Here is a 16,156-nt window from a genome sequence, read left to right as displayed (position 1 = left end):
GGCCCCACCATCTTGCAAGGATTGTGGGAAGTCAACAAAGCCGATCCGGCAGTTTGAGAAGCCCTGAATGCGAGGGGATTCGACATCTTTCTTGATGTTGCCTCCGCCTTTTCGATGCTGATAAATTGGGGCGGCGGCAGGATTTTTGCCGCGTTCTGGAAGCGATTGCGATTTTTTTCACAGTGCCTGTCGATTTTAAGCTGCCTGCTTCGTCGTCGATATGAGCGGGATGATCGCGCTGCAATGGTGCAAGCGGCTCGCTTTCAAAGGAACAGCCCCATGCGTTTCATGTCTATCGTCACTGCCACCGATTTCCTGCAGCCTTCGCCAGAGCTTGCTGCGGCCATCAACAAGCTTGCCGACCGGGAGATCAAAGCCGGCCGGATGCTCGACACGGCGGGCCTGATGCCGCTTGCGACCGGCGCGCGTGTCACCATCAAGGATCGGGAACTGCGTGTCATCGACGGGCCTTTCGTCGAGGCCAAGGAAGTCGTCGGCGGTTATGCGATCTTCGAGCTGCAGAGCAAGGAAGAGGCCGTGGCGCTGGCGGTCGAATTCATGCAGCTGCACAAGGATTTCATGCCCGGCTGGGAGGGAACATGCGAAGTGCGCGCCTATTTCGAGCATGGCACGGAAGCAGTCTGCGATCCTCTTGCCGATGCCGCCCTTTGAGGCTGACGACTAGCGACCGGGACAGGCGGTCGTGACGGCCGCCGCCACCCATCGGGCGATCCTCGCCGTATGGCGGATCGAGCAGCCCAGGCTGATCACCAGCTTGGCAAGGATGCTGCGCGATGTGCCGCTGGCCGAAGATCTGACGCAGGAGGCTCTGATTGCAGCCCTGGAACGCTGGCCGCAAGCGGGAATTCCCGAACGGCCCGGTGCCTGGCTAATGGCGACGGCCAAACGCCGGGCACTCGATCATCTGCGCCGTCGCCAGATGCTCGAGCGCAAGCACGACATGATCGCCCGGGACATGGAAGAGGATCAGCAGGCCATGCCGGATCTCGACGCTGGGCTGGACGACGATATCGGCGATGAGATGCTGCGCCTGGTGTTTACCGCCTGCCATCCGCTGCTATCGCGCGAGGCGCGCGTGGCGTTGGCCTTGCGGATGGTTTGCGGACTGACGACCGAGGAAATAGCCCGCGCCTTTCTTCTCCCGGAAGCGACGATCGCCCAGCGCATCGTTCGCGCTAAACGGACGCTTTCAGACTCGGGATTGTCTTACGAAACACCGCATGGCGAGGAACTGTCGCAACGGCTGGCTACAGTGCTGGAGGTCGTCTACCTGATCTTCAACGAAGGCTATACGGCGGCGCGCGGCGAAAACTGGCTGCGGCTGCAGCTCTGCAACGAGGCACTGAGACTGGGGCGGGTGCTGACATCGGTGGCTCCACGGGAGCCGGAGGCCTATGCGCTGCTTGCCCTGATGGAATTGAACGCTTCGCGCGCGGCGGCGCGGACGGATGCTGCCGGCGACCCGATCCTGCTGCTCGATCAGAACCGCGCGCTCTGGGACCAACTGCAGATCCATCGCGGCTTACAGGCGCTGGTGCGGGTGCGGGAGCTTGGCGGCTCGGGTGGCGCCTATGCCCTGCAAGCCGCAATCATTGCCTGCCATGCTAGGGCGCCGACGGCGAGGGAAACCGACTGGAGGGGCATCGCCGATCTCTATGCGGAGCTTGCGGCCGTCCTGCACTCGCCCATCGTCGAGCTCAATCGTGCGGTTGCCATCGGCATGGTCGATGGTCCGGCGGCGGCATTGGAAATCATAGAGAAGCTTGCGCATGAACCGGCATTGAAGACCTATCATCTCCTGCCCAGCGTTCGGGGCGATCTTCTCTACAAGCTTGGTCGTTATGATCAGGCACGCTGTGCCTTCGAGGCGGCGGCGGCACTTGCCGGAAATCAGCGGGAGCGCGATCTGTTGATGCGTCGGGCCGCCGAGGCGGCATCCACCTGAAAAGAATGGACCCGCTCATTGACGAGCGGGTCGCGATCTTGGGGCCTATTCGGCGGCCTGGTAGTTGACACCTCTTGCAGCCGATGTCCGCGGGCCGACGGCGGCCAAGAGCGTTATGGCGGCGGCTAGGATCGTCACGAAACCGATGCCGGCGATATAGGGGTTCCAGCCATAGCTCGGCGCTGCGCTGAAGACGGCCGAGGCTGCCGCCAGGATGATGCCGCCGCCAATCTGGAAGGAGGCAAACAGCATGCCTGAAGCGAGACCCGACTTGTCCTCTTCGATATCGGAGAGGGCTGCGACCTGAATGGACGGATAGGTCATGGCGTAGCCGACACCAAGCAGCAGCTGCGAGACGGCGACGAGCAGGATCGTATCGATCTGGCCGGCAGACAGCGCCCAGAAGAGATAGCTGATGGCCTGCAAGCCGACGCCGAAGGTCATCAGCAGGGTCGTGCCGCGAGCCTGCCCGATGGCGGCGAAGCGCGGGGCAAGGAACATGACGCAGACGCCGCCGATGGCAAAGGCGAAGCCGGTAGCGAAGGCCGACCAGCCGACGACGGTCTGATAGTACAGCGTCGCAATGAACTGGAAGCCGACATAGGCCCCCTGGAACAGCGCGGCGATGGCATTGGCATGGCTGAGCTTGGCGCGGCGGAACATGGCCAGCGGCACCATCGGATCGCTATGGCGCGATTCGACCAGCAGGAAGAGCAGGATCAGCACCAGGGCTGCCACCAGCGACCCCCAGGTTGCAAATGCCTGCCAGCCGTCGACGGCGGCATTGGTGACGCCGAAGACGAAGAGCAGCAGTCCGGGGGTGATGGTGATGGCGCCGGCCCAGTCGAAGCGGGCGCTCGGGCCGGTTCGCTTGGGGTCCGGCGGCAGGACGAGGGGGGCGACGATCAGCGCGAGGATGGCGACGGGTGCACCCATGACGATGGTTGCCCGCCAGCTGATGATCGTTGCCGCACCGCCGAGCACCATACCGAGCACGAAGCCGGCGGCACCCGTCGAGGAGAATACGCCGAGCGCCTTGGCGCGGGCTTTGCCGTCTGCGAAGACGGAGAGCAGCAGTGCAAGGGCTGCCGGCGCGGTGAAGGCGGCGGCGATGCCCTTGACCAGGCGCGCGGCGATCAGGGTCGGGGCGCTATCGACGAAGCCGCCGGCAATGCTGGCGGCGGCAAAGACGGCAAGCGACCAGAGAAACACGCGGCGGTGGCCGAAAAGATCGGCGACGCGGCCGCCGAGCAGCAGGAAGCCGCCATAGCCAAGCACATAGGCGCTGACGGCCCATTGCAGCGAAGTGGCCTGCATGCCGAGCTCTTTCTGGATCGCGGGCAGGGCCACCCCAATGGTGGAGACGTCCATGGCGTCCAGGAAGTTGGCGGCGCATAAAAGCAGCAACGCCAATCCGGCCCCGCTTCGGGTTTGGGAAGAAGTCATCGGGATCGTTCCTTTCTATGCTGTCGCCTCTTGGGAGGTTGAAAGCGGCAGGGAACGAGAAAATGTACATCTTCAAACCCTATTGCAAATTGATAGTAACCATGTCAGGTATTACTGGCGATGATGAATGATGCGACACTTCGAAAAATCGATCTCAATCTGCTGCTCGCCTTTTCCGTGCTGATGCAGGAGCGGAATGTCAGCCGCGCGGCCGAGCGTCTGTTGCTTGGTCAGCCGGGTCTTTCCGCCGCGCTTCGTCGGCTACGCGAGACGCTGGACGACGAATTGTTCGTGCGCGTCGGCCGCGGTCTGCAGCCGACGCCGCGGGCGCTTTCCATTGCGCCGGCGATCGAGGATGCGCTTTCCGGTATCGAGCGTGCCATTCGCCCGCCGGCCGCCTTCGATCCGAGGGATTGGCAGGGCGAGTTCCGCCTCGGCATGTGCGACAATCTCGAATCCTCCTTCTTCGGGCCGCTGGTGGCAAGGCTGCGGCAGGAAGCGCCGAATGCGCGGCTGGTCAGCGTGGCTTTCGACAGGCGCGATGCCGCGCGCCTGCTGGACGAGGGCGCCTACGACTTCAGCATCTCCGTGCATGATGAGCCTGCTTCCTGGCATGTTCGCGCGCCGCTGTTCGAGCAGGCATCGCTCTGCATCTACGACCCTCGCCATCTGAACTGCACGGCACCACTCAGCCTGAAGCATTTTGCCAATGCGCCGCATGTGATCGTCTCCATCGAAGGCACCATAGCCACGAACGTGGATGCCGCTCTCGCGCGCCTCGGCCATCGTCGTCAGGTGGTGGCGACTGCGCCGCGTTTCTCGGCTCTGCCGATGACCCTGCAGGCCATTCCGGCGATTGCAACCGTGCCGGAATCCGTCGCCCGCTGCATGGCGAAGCTGCACGATCTGGCGATTTCGGTGCCCCCGCTCGATCTGCCGGCCGACCCCGTGACCATGCTCTATCGACGTGTCGACCAGGCCGACAGCCGCGCAGTGTGGCTGCGCCGCCTGTTCGTCGAGGTGGTGACGGATGCGCTGAGAGCAAGCGGCTGCAGCATGGGTGTCTCCACCGATGCTTGCTGCTACGATCCGCCTGTCTTGGCCGAGGCGGTCTAGCCCTTTTCGAAGGCGTTCCTCATGGTTCGGCATACACAACGACTGTCTCTGCGTGCGCCGGAAGACCGGGATCTCCCTTTCCTCACCGAGCTGTTTTCCCGCCCGGAGCTTGTCGTTCACCGGCCGAACCCAACGCCTGATTCACCGGAAGAGAGCGCCCGGCGCCTTGTCCGCGACAAGGCACATTGGCGCGTGCACGGGTTTGGCCGCTGGGCAGTCGAGGCCGAGGGGCGGCTGATCGGGTTTGGTGGCGTCACCGTCTCGACGGAGTTCGAGGGGCTCAACATGTCCTATCACCTCCATCCCGATTGCTGGGGAAGCGGCTACGCGACAGAACTTGTCAGAGGGGCATTGGCCTTCTCATTTAGCGATTTGAACGCCAGGCGGGTGATCGGCCTCGTTCGCCCCGTCAACTTGGCCTCACGCCGCGTGTTGGAAAAATGCGGCTTCGGTTTCAGGCGGGAAGTGATGCTGCATGGCGCGCCGACGCATCTGTTCTCCTGCGGGCCGGAAGCGCTCTCGGCCTAGCCGTCTGGATAGGGCATGCCATCCTTGTGCACGAACCGGCCATCCGTGCTGGAACTCATCATGTCGATATCGGAGCAGGTGATGAGATCGGTCGGCGAGCGGGAGCCGGCTTCGAGATAGATGGCTGTTGTGTCCGACTTGTTGATCAGGTGATGCCCGTTTCCGGACCCCTTCGGGAAAGCCGCGCAATCGCCGGCGCGCAGCACCGTCTCGCCGCCATCCTCGATCAGCGTCAGCTCGCCCTCCAACACATAGACGAACTCGTCCTCCTCCGAATGCCAATGCCGCTGGCTCGACCAATTGCCCGGCGGCAGCCGCATGAGATTGACCCCGAAATCCGTGAGCCCGCCTGCATTGCCCAGCCGCTGCCGAATGCGCTCGGCACAGGGATCGTTGAATGGCGCGGGATAACGGGTGCCCTTGATCTTCGGGACTGCTGCAACATCGATCTTTGGCATGAGGGTGCCTGTGATTTGTTTGGGAGAGAGGTGGTCATTCATCGCTGGATCTAAGCCCGTTCACAACCGGCTCAAAGCCTTCCGTGCGACAAATAGGAACAATAGTGCGGCGAGTGCGAAGCACGCCACGCCAACACTCCCGGTCTCCACAGTTGCGCCAAAAATGTTTATTTTAGACGCAGCATCGTCTCCGCGAAGTGTGACGAGATAAAGCCCGCCACTAACTAGTAGAATTAACGCGATAAGAGCCATAAGTGTAATGGCAGAAATATGTTTTTGTTTGCTCACTGCAATTGTCTCCGACGAATAGCTCGCCGCAGCCCACAGGGCGATTGATACAAAATGTGAGACCATACCTTGCGCGTCTCCCGGGAGATCAGCAATCTTTTCTTGCAGAAACCGTAGGCGATCTTCAGCTGGAACGTGTGGCATTTCCCTTAGAATTTCATCGCTGATCTTACGCCATTCCTCTTTGTTGGAATTCATTACGGCGCTCTGTAAATCAACTCAACGTCTCTTCCCAGGACGACGTTCTGATATTTGTCTGAGCTGTCATCAAAGACCTTGCTCGGTATCTCAGTGACGCTCTGGTATTCCGCTAGGCCGACACCTGTTTCTTGAGAACGTATTCTATATATGGCGTTCAACTTCCCGGAGCCAACGAGTCGAGTAAGCTCTTCGTTAAGGGCAGAAACAGTTGGTGCATCGACTATTTCAAAAACACGCTTAAAGGGATATTCGACAGGACGACCGCTCCGGTTCATTTCTGAGACCAGAGTTCGCAGCCGATCCTTCCAAGCCGTTCTCAAATTCATTTGTTGTTCTCTAGAACCGATCCGAGAATATAATCATACTCCGTTTTGGACACTTTAGCAGTAATGGCAAACTCATTCGCTTCGCCGCTTACGATCAGCCCGACGGACCGACTTAGAGCTTCACTTCTCTTGACTGTGACGCTCGCGCGCTCGCAATGAGCATGATTATCTTTTTGAAGAAAGCGATCAACACTGGCTACGACATCTGTATCATCGTACATACTAGCGCCCGGTGCTCCGGCAGCTGCCGTTAGCCTCGTGCCGTCTTTATTACTGTGGAGTGTCTGGCGAAGACCAAAGATTTTCATCAATTCATTGCGTTTTTTGTCGTCTAGCAAATTGCTTTTAAATCGGTCGAGCTTCTGATCTTTCCAGTCAAGTCGGTCAATAATAGGCTTGAGCGTGTTGAACACGGCTTCCGCTAGGCCACCATAACTGATCGCATCCTTATGCGACTGTAATCGAATTTCAGCACGACCGTCTTCTGAGATGCGCATCAGATTTACCGCCCGGTACGGGACTTCGGCATACGTTACGACAAGCTGCCCGTTTCCTGTCTCGTCCGAAAGCTTTTCAAAGAAAGCTCGCTTTTCAACGATCTTGAAAGTAAACGATCGGATGCCGTCGAATTCTTCCCGGACCTCCACTACAGACGGAACCTTGGGCATATCAATAATTGAGGTACTTCCAAGGCTTGGAAAGCAAGCGGCTTTGAGACGCTGCGGCAGCTCACCATCGAAGAGGCTACTTAGGTTTCTTCCATCGACGAGCTGAAAAAGGAAAATGTGTTGAGCACCATACTCTTCAGTCTGCCGCAATAAATCAACAAGATCGTTTTCATCGAGAGCGCCTTTCTCGACGCTTGGTCGAAGACGCAAATCAATCATGTCTCTCCAAGACCCACCTGAAAAAGGTAGCGAACGTTGGCGAAGAAAGTTGCTGACCTGCTCCAGCGTGCCTTGCCGCTCGATCAATTTGAACAGGGTCTCATAATCCAATGGTGAGTCTCCAAAATCGTACTTCTACAACTTAGAGCATGTTGAAATCTGATGGTCCAGCCGGAAACAAAAATCTGCGCCGATATTCACTTTCTGTAGTTGCGGAAAGTTTGATGTTACTTCTTATGCGCTTTCTGCAGATTCTCTTAAAGCTTGCGAATGGCTCACAACTACTTGGAATTAAGTGGCGCACCCGACAGGATTCGAACCTGTGACCTTTGGAATCGGAATCCAACACTCTATCCAGCTGAGCTACGGGTGCATGCCTGAGGCGGGTTGAATCGCCTGTCCGATGGCTGGTTCTTAGCCTAGGAAGCGCTTGGCATCAATGCGGAAAATTCAGGAAAGCGCAGATCGGTGGTTTTGAATGAAAAAGGCCGCGGGCTTTTGGCGCGCGACCTTGTGTTGTCTGCTGGCGTTTCGGCCTATTCGCGCATCGCGCCGGGGCCGGGGATGGCCTTAGGCGGCACCTTGCCGAGGATGATCATGCCCAGCACTTCGTCTTTGGTGACGTCTTCGGTGCGGGCGTGGCCGACGACCTGGCCGTTTTTCATGACCGAGACGCGGTCAGCGAGGTCGAAGACGTCGTGGATGTCGTGGCTGATGAGGAAGATGCCGATGCCTTCCTTCTTCAGCTGCTTGATCAGCTCGCCGACCTGCGCCGTCTCCTGAGGCCCGAGCGCTGCCGTCGGCTCATCCATGATCAGGATGCGGGCGTCGAAGAGGATGGCGCGGGCGATCGCGACCGACTGGCGCTGGCCGCCCGAGAGCGCCTTCACCGGCTCCTTGAAGCGCTTGAAGTTGGGGTTGAGGCGCCCCATCACTTCGCGGGCCTTGGCTTCCATGGCGACGTCGTCGAGCGTGCCCCAGCGGGTCTGCAGCTCACGGCCGAGATAGAGGTTGGCGGCGGCGTCGACATTGTCGGCAACGGCGAGCGTTTGGTAGATCGTCTCGATGCCGTATTTCTTGGCGTCGCGCGGGCTGCGGATATCGGCGGGTTCGCCGTTGATCAGGATATCGCCGCTGTCGCGCTTGTAGGCGCCGGAGAGGATCTTGATCAGCGTCGACTTGCCGGCGCCGTTATGGCCGAGAAGGGCCACGACTTCGCCGGGGTAGAGGTCCACCGAGGCGTTGTCGACCGCGTGGATGCCGCCGAAGGAGATGGAAATGTTCTTCATTTCCACAAGCGGAGTGGTTTGATCCGTCATGGTTCAGAATTCCTTTTACTTGGCGCGCGAGCGATAGACGATGTCGAGCCAGACGGCGATGACCAGCACGACGCCGACGACGACGTTCTGGATCGGTGTATCGACATTGGCCAGGCCCATGCCCGACTGCAGCGATTGCATCACCAGGGCGCCGAGCATGGCGCCGGCGATCGTGCCGCTGCCGCCGGCAAGCGAGGTGCCGCCGATAACGGCTGCGGCGATGGTGAAGAGTTCGTAGGTCGTGCCCTGCGAATTGGCGGCAGCGTTGAGGCGGGCGGTGGAGATGGCCGCGGCGACGGCTGCGAGCAGGCCCATCAGCGCGAAGATGCGCACCGTCACCCAGCGGGTCTTGATGCCGGCGAGTTCGGCTGCTTCCGGATTGCCGCCGATGGCGAAGACATAGCGGCCGAAGCGCAGGCGCGTGGCGATGAAGGTCATGACAATGCCGATGCCGACGGCGATCAGCACGGGTACGGCGATGCCGTAGGGGATGTCGAGACCGGTTTCTGGCCAGGGAATATTGTGTTCGGTCGCGTATTTCTTGGCGATGCCGATAGGCCAGTAGTAGATGCTGAAGATGTAGATCGTGCCGAGCACGAGGGCCGAGCCGAGGATGGCAAGGAAATATTCAGCCCAGAGCGGCCGGCGCGGGAAGTTGAAGCGCTTGCGCTGATGGCGCTCGCCGATAATGCCGAGAACGATCATCAGGCAGGCAAGAATGCCGAGGATCCAGCTCCATGTCGCGCCGATCGAGCCTTCGGCGCCGCCGCCCATGATGCGGAAGGTGGCGTCGAGCGGAGCGACCGTCTGGCCGCTGGTGACATACCAGGCAAGCCCGCGCCAGGCGAGCAGGCCGCCAAGGGTGACGATGAATGAGGGTACGTTGAAGAAAGCGATGATGACGCCCTGGAACGTGCCGAGCAGGGTTCCGATGAGCAGGCCGCAGATCAGCGTGATGACCCAGGTCCACGAGCTGTCGAAGCCGAGATATTGCGGCAGCCACTTGGCCTGAATGACGCCCATGATCATGGCGACGAAACCGAGCAGCGAACCGACCGACAGGTCGATGTTGCGGGTGACGATGACCAGCACCATGCCGGTCGCAAGCACTGCGATCTCGCAGGTTTGGACGGAGAGGTTCCAGAGGTTTCTGGGGGTCAGGAACAGGCCGCCGGTATAGACGTCAAAGCCGATCCAGATGATCAGCAGCGCGCCGATCATGCCAAGCAGGCGCGTATCGATTTCGGTGGCGCGCAGGAAGCGCGTAAATGCGCCTTCCTCCGATTTGCGCGGACCGCTCGATGTTGTGGAATGTGTCATGTCGGCCATCGCTTTGCCGTTCTCCCACTTGTTGGGCGCAGGCCCGCGAATGCTTTCTTGTCTTTCGCTGGCAGTATCCGCGCTGGTCTTAATCGACGTCATCGCCCGCCCACCCGGTTTTTCCGGTTCCACGGCCGCCATCCGGCAGGCCGATCGGATATGCGATGACGCAACTTAAATACGGGAACCGACATTTCCGCTACATGCGGACTTATGTCTGCTTCCTATCCGCGTTCGACGCCGCAATGGAAAGTCCCTTGCGGCGTCGGCATTACATTCGGGTCAACCCGTCAAAGGTCTCGTGCTTACTTGCAAGCAGCAACGCTGCCGGCCTTTACGCCCTGGCAAGCTTCAGCCTTGGAGATCCAGCCGGCGTCGATGACGACGTTCAGATTGTCCTTGGTGATAGCAATCGGGGTCAGGAAGACGGACTTCATGGCAACATGCTTCGGGCCGCCGTTGAAGGTCTGGACGCCGTCGATCTGGTCCTGGGTCTTGCCGCCGGCAAGAGACAGGGCGATTTCAGCGGCGCGCTTGCCGAGTTCACGCGAGTCCTTCCAGACCGAAACGGTCTGCGTGCCGAGCGCGATGCGGTTCAGGGCAGCCTTGTCGGCGTCCTGGCCGGAAACCGGAACGGAGCCAGCCAGACCCTGGGCGTCGAGAGCGGCAACAGCGCCGCCGGCGGTGCCGTCGTTGGAAGCGACGACCGCGTCAACCTTGTTGTTGTTGGCGGTCAGGAACTGTTCCATGTTGCGCTGTGCGTTCTGCGGCAGCCAGCCGTCCGTGTAGGCTTCGCCGACGTTCTTGATCTTGCCGGCGTCGATGGCGGACTTCAGCACTTCGATCTGGCCGGAGAACAGGAAGTCTGCATTCGGGTCGGACGACGAGCCCTTGATGAAGACATAGTTGCCTGCCGGCTTTGCCTTCAGGACTTCGCGAGCCTGCATGCGGCCCACTTCCTTGTTGTCGAAGGTGATGTAGAAGGCGGCCGGATTTTCGATCAGGCGGTCGTAACCGACGACCGGGATGCCTTCGTCGGCAGCCTTTTCAACGGCCGGGCCGATAGCATCGGAGTCCTGAGCGAGGATGATGAGCGCGTTGGCGCCCTGGGAAATCAGGGATTCAACGTCGGTCAGCTGCTTGGAAGCGGAAGACTGCGCATCGGCGGAAATATATTTGGCGCCGGCTGCTGCGAGTGCCTTCTTGATGGCGGCTTCGTCGGTCTTCCAACGCTCTTCCTGGAAGTTCGACCAGGAAACGCCAACGACCAGATCCTTGGCAAATGCCGCGGTCTGCATGGTCAAAACGATGGCCGCGCCCGCAGCCAGCTTAACAAAAGCTTTCATATTATCCTCCCGAGTGAATGCGACCGCGCGTGTCCTGAAGCTCCCGTCGGCCGCCGCGATAATGCTGACGAGGAAAGATTTGGATTATTTTCTCGACAGTCGAGAAATTTAGTGTCAGAGATTTTTTGAACTGTCAACACCCGCACTGCCAGGTTTCATCGGCCATCCGAAAAGAGCCACCTGGAGATGCGGAGGGAGGGTGGAATGAGTAGGAGGCTTGACGATGCTGGCCAAATCGAGCACCGAATTGGTCCGTCAGAGAAACAGTGCCCTGGTGCTGTCGGCGCTGCGCCGGCACGGCCCTCTCGCCCATACTGAACTATCTGATTTCACAAAGCTTTCATCTGCGACTGTATCCGTTATCACCGCCGATCTGGAGCGGGCGCAGATCATCGAAAAGGCCGAGCAACAGGCGGCCAGCGGCCGCGGGCGGCCGCGCGTCTTGTTCTCGCAGCGGCGGGATTGCGGCTATCTCATCGTCGTCGTCATCTCTTCGGATGCCGTGCAATATTCGCTTGTGGATTATACCGGGCGGTTGATCGACCGCTTCAGCGAAGACCGGCCACAGGAAGTCTCCGGCGTCAGCTCATTCATAGTGGGTCTACGCGAGGCATTGAACCGGATCGTCGCCCGTTCGCAGCTTTCGCGCGACAAGGTTTTGATGATTTCGATCAGCAGCAAGGGCCTGGTGGATGCCTCCGGGCCAGTGCTGCGCTGGTCGCCGATCTTCGGTCGTGACGAGATCGATTTTGCCGCTGTGCTGCGCGACGAGTGGCCGGCGAAGATCATTCTGGGAAACGAGACGCTGCTGGTCGCGGCTGCGCTGGGGCAGCAGGAGGAGAACAGGGCCGGGTCGGATTTTCGGGCATTGACGGCTCTGTCGCTCGGCCACAGCATCGGCCTTGGCATCGCGCGGCGCGACGATGAAGGTGGCCACCAGATATCGGCGCCGAACTTCGGGCATATGATGCATGTGCCCGGCGGCGCGCTCTGTCGCTGCGGCGCGCGCGGATGTATCGAGGCCTATGCCGGTTTTTATGCAATGCTCCGCACGGCCTTCGACGTGCCGCTCGATACCATTCCGGCAAAGTTCGTTCCTATTGCCGAGCTGGACAAGATCGCGGCCAGTGCGCGGCATGGCGGGCGGCGCAACGTGCTGGCGTTCCGCCAGGCGGGGCTGGCGCTCGGCAATGGCCTGTCGCGGGTGCTGAGCCTGCATGAGCGCATGCCGATCGTCATCACCGGCCCGGGCGTGCGTTACTACGATCTGCTGATCGAGGGCATAGTCGAGGGATTGGCGGAATCGCATGTCGTGCGCATGGAGGGAATGCCCGAGTTGCGCGTCGTCGCCGATGAGCAGACCCTGGTCTTCGAAGGGCATCTCAACCGCGCCCTTTCGATCATCGACAATGATATCGTCAGGAAGGGGGCTACGGTCATCGAACTGCGTGGCGAAGCCGGTTGAGGAACCGCTATGGGGCAGGTCGCGGTCACGCGGCCGCCATTGCGATCAATTCGCCAGAGCCTCGGTCTGCTCTTCCTTGCGAACATGCAGGATGCGGTCGATGAGGCCCCATTCCAATGCCTCTTCCGCCGTCATGAAGTAATCCCGGTCCATGGCGCGCTCGAATTCCTCATACGAGCGGCCGCAATGCTCGGCGTAAAGTCGCGTCATGCGGTGTTTGGTGCGCTTGATTTCCTCGGCGTGGATGAGCATGTCGGAGGCCTGGCCCTGGAAGCCACCCAGGGGCTGATGGATGTGTATGCTGGCATTGGGCAGGGCGGTGCGCTCGCCCGGTTCGCCTGCCATTAGCAGGAAGGATCCCATCGAGCGGGCGGTCCCCATGCACAGCGTGTGCACCGGCGCACGGATGTGGCGCATGGTGTCGTACATGGCAAGGCCGCTGGTGACGACGCCGCCCGGCGAATTGACATAAAGGCTGATCGGTTTTTTCGGATTTTCCGCCTCGAGAAACAGCAGCTGTGCGCAGACCAGGGCCGAGACGGCATCGTTCACCTCGCCATTGAGGAAGATGATCCGCTCGCGCAGAAGCCGGGAATAGATGTCGAAGGACCTTTCCCCGCTGGTGGATTGTTCTACGACCATGGGGACGAGTTGCATCGCTTCGCGCATTGGCGAACTCCAATCTTTCAGAATTGTCGTGTGAGAGCTTCGTCGCGTCAGGCGGCGAGCATGAGCGGGCCGTTGCTGTTTGCCGCGGCGCCCGTCATCCGGTCGAACCTTGCGTCGGTAAGCCTGTGGCTGATTCGCAAGCTCGTTCCGCCTGATGAGTTCGGGGTAACGGTGAACGTCACGGTACTTTCAAGGAATGGCGGGGCATTGTCCCTCATCCGGTAGCGAACTTCCTGGCCGGGCGTGATCGAGGTCGCTTCAGGATCGGCCAGAGCGTCGCCCGGCAGCCAGCTTTCCCGAAATTCGGGGATGCTGATGGCGCGCCAGACCTTTTGCGGCGGTTCGTCGAAGTCGTATTCGAGCTCGATGTCGTGTTCGCGTTTTTCGGTCTTTCCGTCGTTCATTGATCCATATCCTTCAGCAAGACCTTGAGAGCTTCCATGCGCGCGGGCCAGTAGGCACGATATATCGCCAGCCATTGGGCGATCAGCGCCAATCCTTCCGGATCGACCTGATAGTTCACGAAGCGCCCCTGTCGCTCTTCCCTGACGAGACCGGCACCGCGCAGAACGGAGAGGTGCTGGGACATCGCCGGCTGGCTGATCTCCATGCCCTCACGCAGGGTGCTGGCGTTCATGCCGCCTGTCGCCAGCTTCTCGAAGATCGCGCGACGGGTGGGGTCCGCCAAAGCTCGGAATATCTCATTTTCGATCATGGAGACAGATAAGCATGCGCTTATGTGATTTGCAAGAGCTATTCGTTCGAAATCCAGCAGGCAGGATCAATAGAAAAGCCCGCCGCAAACGATTTGCGACGGGCTTTTGCGATTATGCATGTTTGGAGCGGGGCCAAGCCCTGGCTCAACCGACTTTCACCAGCCGGCCTTCCTTGACCGATTGCAGGGCCGCATCCGCCAGCTTCAGAGCTGCGAGGCCGTCGGCGCCGGATGGTGTTATGGTGCCGCCCTTTTCGACAGCGGTGATAAAGCTGGCGATTTCGTTGGCATAGGCTTCGGTATAGCGGGTCATGAAGAAATCATGCAGCGGCGGGCGGGTGTAGCCGTCGCCATTGGCGACTTCGATCGAGAAGGGGCGCTGGTTTTCAGCCGCGACCATTCCCTTCGAGCCGTGGATTTCGATGCGCTGATCGTAGCCGTAGGTGGCGCGGCGGGAGTTGGAGATGATCGCCTGCTTGCCGGATGCCGTCTGGAGGATGACGGAAACGCTGTCGTAGTCGCCGGCTTCGCCAATCGCCTTGTCGACCAGCACGGCGGCGGTCGCGGTGACGGCCACAGGCTCCTCACCGAGCAGGAAGCGGGCCATGTCGAAATCATGGATGGTCATGTCGCGGAATATGCCGCCGGAACGCTTGATATAGTCGACGGGCGGGGCGCCCGGATCACGCGAGGTGATCGTCACCATTTCGACAGTGCCGATGCGGCCTTCGTCGATCGCCTTCTTGACTGCCATGAAATGCGGGTCGAAGCGGCGGTTGAAGCCAACCATCAGCTTGCCCTTGGTTTGCTCCACAACCTTGATGCAGGCTTCAACGCGGGCAGCGTCGAGATCGACGGGTTTTTCGCAGAAGACCGCCTTGCCGGCGCGGGAGAAGCGCTCGATGAGGTCGGCATGGGTGTCGGTCGGCGTGCAGATCACGACGGCGTCGATATCCTTGGCCGCTTCGATCGCCTCGATGGTGCGCACTTCGCAGCCATAGGCAGCGGAGATCGCTTCGGCAGCCGCCGGAAATGCATCCGCAACCGCGACGAGCTTGGCGTTGGCGTCACCGCTGACGGCCTTCGCATGCACCTTACCGATACGGCCCGCACCCAGCAGTCCAAATCTGACAGTCATTTTTACCTCCCTGGATTCGAAATAAATAAACCGAATGATGATCTATATGGAATTTTCATTCCATCTTCTAAGGGCGGCGTCAAGCCGCCTGTTCTTCACAATTCCGAAAATGATAATGGCATACCGCCTTATCCGGAATTTGCCCACGCCACCTTATTTTATTCAAACCGCTTCACAGTTTTCCCGATCATGCGCTAAGACAGGTTTTCTTGAACAGGCAAAAGAGACCCATGCAACTGATCGATCCCAGCCATCCCATCTACAAGCCGCTTTGGGTGCGGATTCTGATCGTTGCTGTCTGTTTTGGGTGGGCGGGCGTCGAAACGCTCGGCTCGCAACCCTTCTGGGCCATGCTGTCCGGTGCGCTGGGGGCCTACGCAGCCTGGATGCTGCTTTTGAATTTCAAGCCGCAGCCGCCTGCGGCAAATGTCGAAGCACCGCCGCAGGACGATGCCGACGAAGACGACACGCCAATCGACGAGAAGAAATGATCATCGCGTGAGGCGGCGTATGGCTTCGTCGATCAGTTGATTGGCGAGTGTCATGCGGGTGGTCGCCTGCTCACGGAAGGGCGGCTCCACGCGGTCAGGGTGGTTGGCCTTGGCGAAGTTGCGGCGTTTTTCGTGGAGAGCATGAAGGCTTGTGTCCGAGGTGATCGCCAGGTCTGCCGCCACGTCTTCCCGCGAGGTCCGCGACAGATGCGCCGGCATGACGGGCGGCTCCGGCTCTTTCGGCGCAGGTTCCGGTTCGGGCTGGGTGATCGGATCGCCAAGATTGTCACGGTAGGCCGCGTCAGCCCGATACGCCTCGGGCGTCTCGCCGCCAAGCACCGTTGCCGCAAAGCTGACATTCAAGCCGCGGATTCGATGAGCAGACTCCTCGTCTTCCGAGGTTTCCTCTTCGGAATCGAGTCGGTCGAGCACGGATTGAAATAATGATTGCTTGAACAGCATTCCAGCCTCCAGGCC

The 16,156-nt window shown here is 60.1% G+C and carries 18 protein-coding genes and 1 tRNA gene; 6 read left to right on the top strand and 13 right to left on the bottom strand.

The window, feature by feature from the left end; genetic code table 11:
• Positions 1 to 279 precede the first annotated feature (279 nt).
• On the top strand, positions 280 to 672 hold the full coding sequence (locus A6U86_RS33640; RefSeq protein ID WP_068401320.1) for a YciI family protein: 393 nt from the start codon (positions 280 to 282) through the stop codon (positions 670 to 672).
• A 31-nt stretch (positions 673 to 703) separates the two neighbouring features.
• On the top strand, positions 704 to 1,966 hold the full coding sequence (locus tag A6U86_RS33635; protein WP_068401317.1) for an RNA polymerase sigma factor: 1,263 nt from the start codon (positions 704 to 706) through the stop codon (positions 1,964 to 1,966).
• 45 nt (positions 1,967 to 2,011) lie between these two features.
• On the opposite strand, the gene A6U86_RS33630 is transcribed toward A6U86_RS33635, so the two are convergent.
• Entirely contained in the window at positions 2,012 to 3,412 is a 1,401-nt protein-coding gene (locus A6U86_RS33630; protein ID WP_068401314.1) for an MFS transporter, read from the bottom strand.
• A 120-nt stretch (positions 3,413 to 3,532) separates the two neighbouring features.
• Between A6U86_RS33630 and A6U86_RS33625 the strand changes: the two genes are divergently transcribed.
• Positions 3,533 to 4,528, top strand: coding sequence for a LysR family transcriptional regulator (locus tag A6U86_RS33625; protein ID WP_068401311.1), 996 nt, complete (start codon positions 3,533 to 3,535; stop codon positions 4,526 to 4,528).
• 21 nt (positions 4,529 to 4,549) lie between these two features.
• Complete coding sequence (locus A6U86_RS33620; protein ID WP_068401308.1) at positions 4,550 to 5,056, top strand: GNAT family N-acetyltransferase; 507 nt, start codon at positions 4,550 to 4,552, stop codon at positions 5,054 to 5,056.
• Here A6U86_RS33620 and A6U86_RS33615 read toward each other — a convergent pair.
• The 7 genes from A6U86_RS33615 to xylF form a co-directional block, all read right to left on the bottom strand.
• Positions 5,053 to 5,514: a cupin domain-containing protein gene (locus tag A6U86_RS33615; RefSeq protein WP_068401304.1), complete on the bottom strand. Its 462-nt coding sequence runs from the start codon at positions 5,512 to 5,514 to the stop codon at positions 5,053 to 5,055. The two genes, A6U86_RS33620 and A6U86_RS33615, sit on opposite strands and share 4 nt — an antisense overlap.
• Positions 5,515 to 5,574: 60 nt before the next feature.
• A complete protein-coding gene (locus tag A6U86_RS33610) occupies positions 5,575 to 6,000 on the bottom strand; it encodes a hypothetical protein (protein ID WP_068401301.1) in 426 nt (141 codons plus the stop codon).
• Between the two features lie 325 nt (positions 6,001 to 6,325).
• Positions 6,326 to 7,327: a hypothetical protein gene (locus tag A6U86_RS33600; protein WP_068401296.1), complete on the bottom strand. Its 1,002-nt coding sequence runs from the start codon at positions 7,325 to 7,327 to the stop codon at positions 6,326 to 6,328.
• Positions 7,328 to 7,512: 185 nt separating this feature from the next.
• Positions 7,513 to 7,589 (bottom strand) — tRNA-Arg (locus tag A6U86_RS33595).
• A gap of 163 nt (positions 7,590 to 7,752) precedes the next feature.
• Entirely contained in the window at positions 7,753 to 8,535 is a 783-nt protein-coding gene (locus A6U86_RS33590) for an ATP-binding cassette domain-containing protein (protein WP_068401293.1), read from the bottom strand.
• A gap of 15 nt (positions 8,536 to 8,550) precedes the next feature.
• Positions 8,551 to 9,864: a sugar ABC transporter permease gene (locus tag A6U86_RS33585; RefSeq protein WP_068401750.1), complete on the bottom strand. Its 1,314-nt coding sequence runs from the start codon at positions 9,862 to 9,864 to the stop codon at positions 8,551 to 8,553.
• Positions 9,865 to 10,160: 296 nt separating this feature from the next.
• Positions 10,161 to 11,201 (bottom strand): D-xylose ABC transporter substrate-binding protein, encoded by a 1,041-nt coding sequence (xylF, locus tag A6U86_RS33580; protein ID WP_068401291.1) that lies wholly within the window; start codon positions 11,199 to 11,201, stop codon positions 10,161 to 10,163.
• 223 nt (positions 11,202 to 11,424) lie between these two features.
• Between xylF and A6U86_RS33575 the strand changes: the two genes are divergently transcribed.
• Positions 11,425 to 12,666: an ROK family transcriptional regulator gene (locus A6U86_RS33575; protein WP_068401288.1), complete on the top strand. Its 1,242-nt coding sequence runs from the start codon at positions 11,425 to 11,427 to the stop codon at positions 12,664 to 12,666.
• Between the two features lie 45 nt (positions 12,667 to 12,711).
• Here the strand turns inward: A6U86_RS33575 and A6U86_RS33570 are convergent, their stop codons facing one another.
• From A6U86_RS33570 to iolG, 4 genes are all read right to left on the bottom strand, one after another.
• A complete protein-coding gene (locus tag A6U86_RS33570) occupies positions 12,712 to 13,335 on the bottom strand; it encodes an ATP-dependent Clp protease proteolytic subunit (RefSeq protein ID WP_068401285.1) in 624 nt (207 codons plus the stop codon).
• Between the two features lie 47 nt (positions 13,336 to 13,382).
• Positions 13,383 to 13,739, bottom strand: a complete 357-nt coding sequence (locus A6U86_RS33565; RefSeq protein WP_068401282.1) for an SRPBCC domain-containing protein — start codon at positions 13,737 to 13,739, stop codon at positions 13,383 to 13,385.
• Complete coding sequence (locus A6U86_RS33560; protein WP_068401279.1) at positions 13,736 to 14,050, bottom strand: helix-turn-helix transcriptional regulator; 315 nt, start codon at positions 14,048 to 14,050, stop codon at positions 13,736 to 13,738. The genes A6U86_RS33565 and A6U86_RS33560 overlap by 4 nt, the downstream gene beginning before the upstream one ends.
• A 145-nt stretch (positions 14,051 to 14,195) precedes the next feature.
• Positions 14,196 to 15,188 (bottom strand): inositol 2-dehydrogenase, encoded by a 993-nt coding sequence (iolG, locus tag A6U86_RS33555; RefSeq protein ID WP_068401277.1) that lies wholly within the window; start codon positions 15,186 to 15,188, stop codon positions 14,196 to 14,198.
• 230 nt (positions 15,189 to 15,418) lie between these two features.
• Between iolG and A6U86_RS33550 the strand changes: the two genes are divergently transcribed.
• Entirely contained in the window at positions 15,419 to 15,679 is a 261-nt protein-coding gene (locus tag A6U86_RS33550) for a hypothetical protein (RefSeq protein WP_068401274.1), read from the top strand.
• Here the strand turns inward: A6U86_RS33550 and A6U86_RS33545 are convergent, their stop codons facing one another.
• Positions 15,680 to 16,141 (bottom strand): hypothetical protein, encoded by a 462-nt coding sequence (locus tag A6U86_RS33545; protein ID WP_068401745.1) that lies wholly within the window; start codon positions 16,139 to 16,141, stop codon positions 15,680 to 15,682. It lies immediately after the preceding gene.
• Positions 16,142 to 16,156: the final 15 nt, after the last annotated feature.

It is taken from the genome of Rhizobium sp. AC27/96 (assembly GCF_001692325.1).
GTDB lineage: Bacteria > Pseudomonadota > Alphaproteobacteria > Rhizobiales > Rhizobiaceae > Rhizobium.
This window is presented reverse-complemented; position numbering and strand designations above follow the sequence as displayed.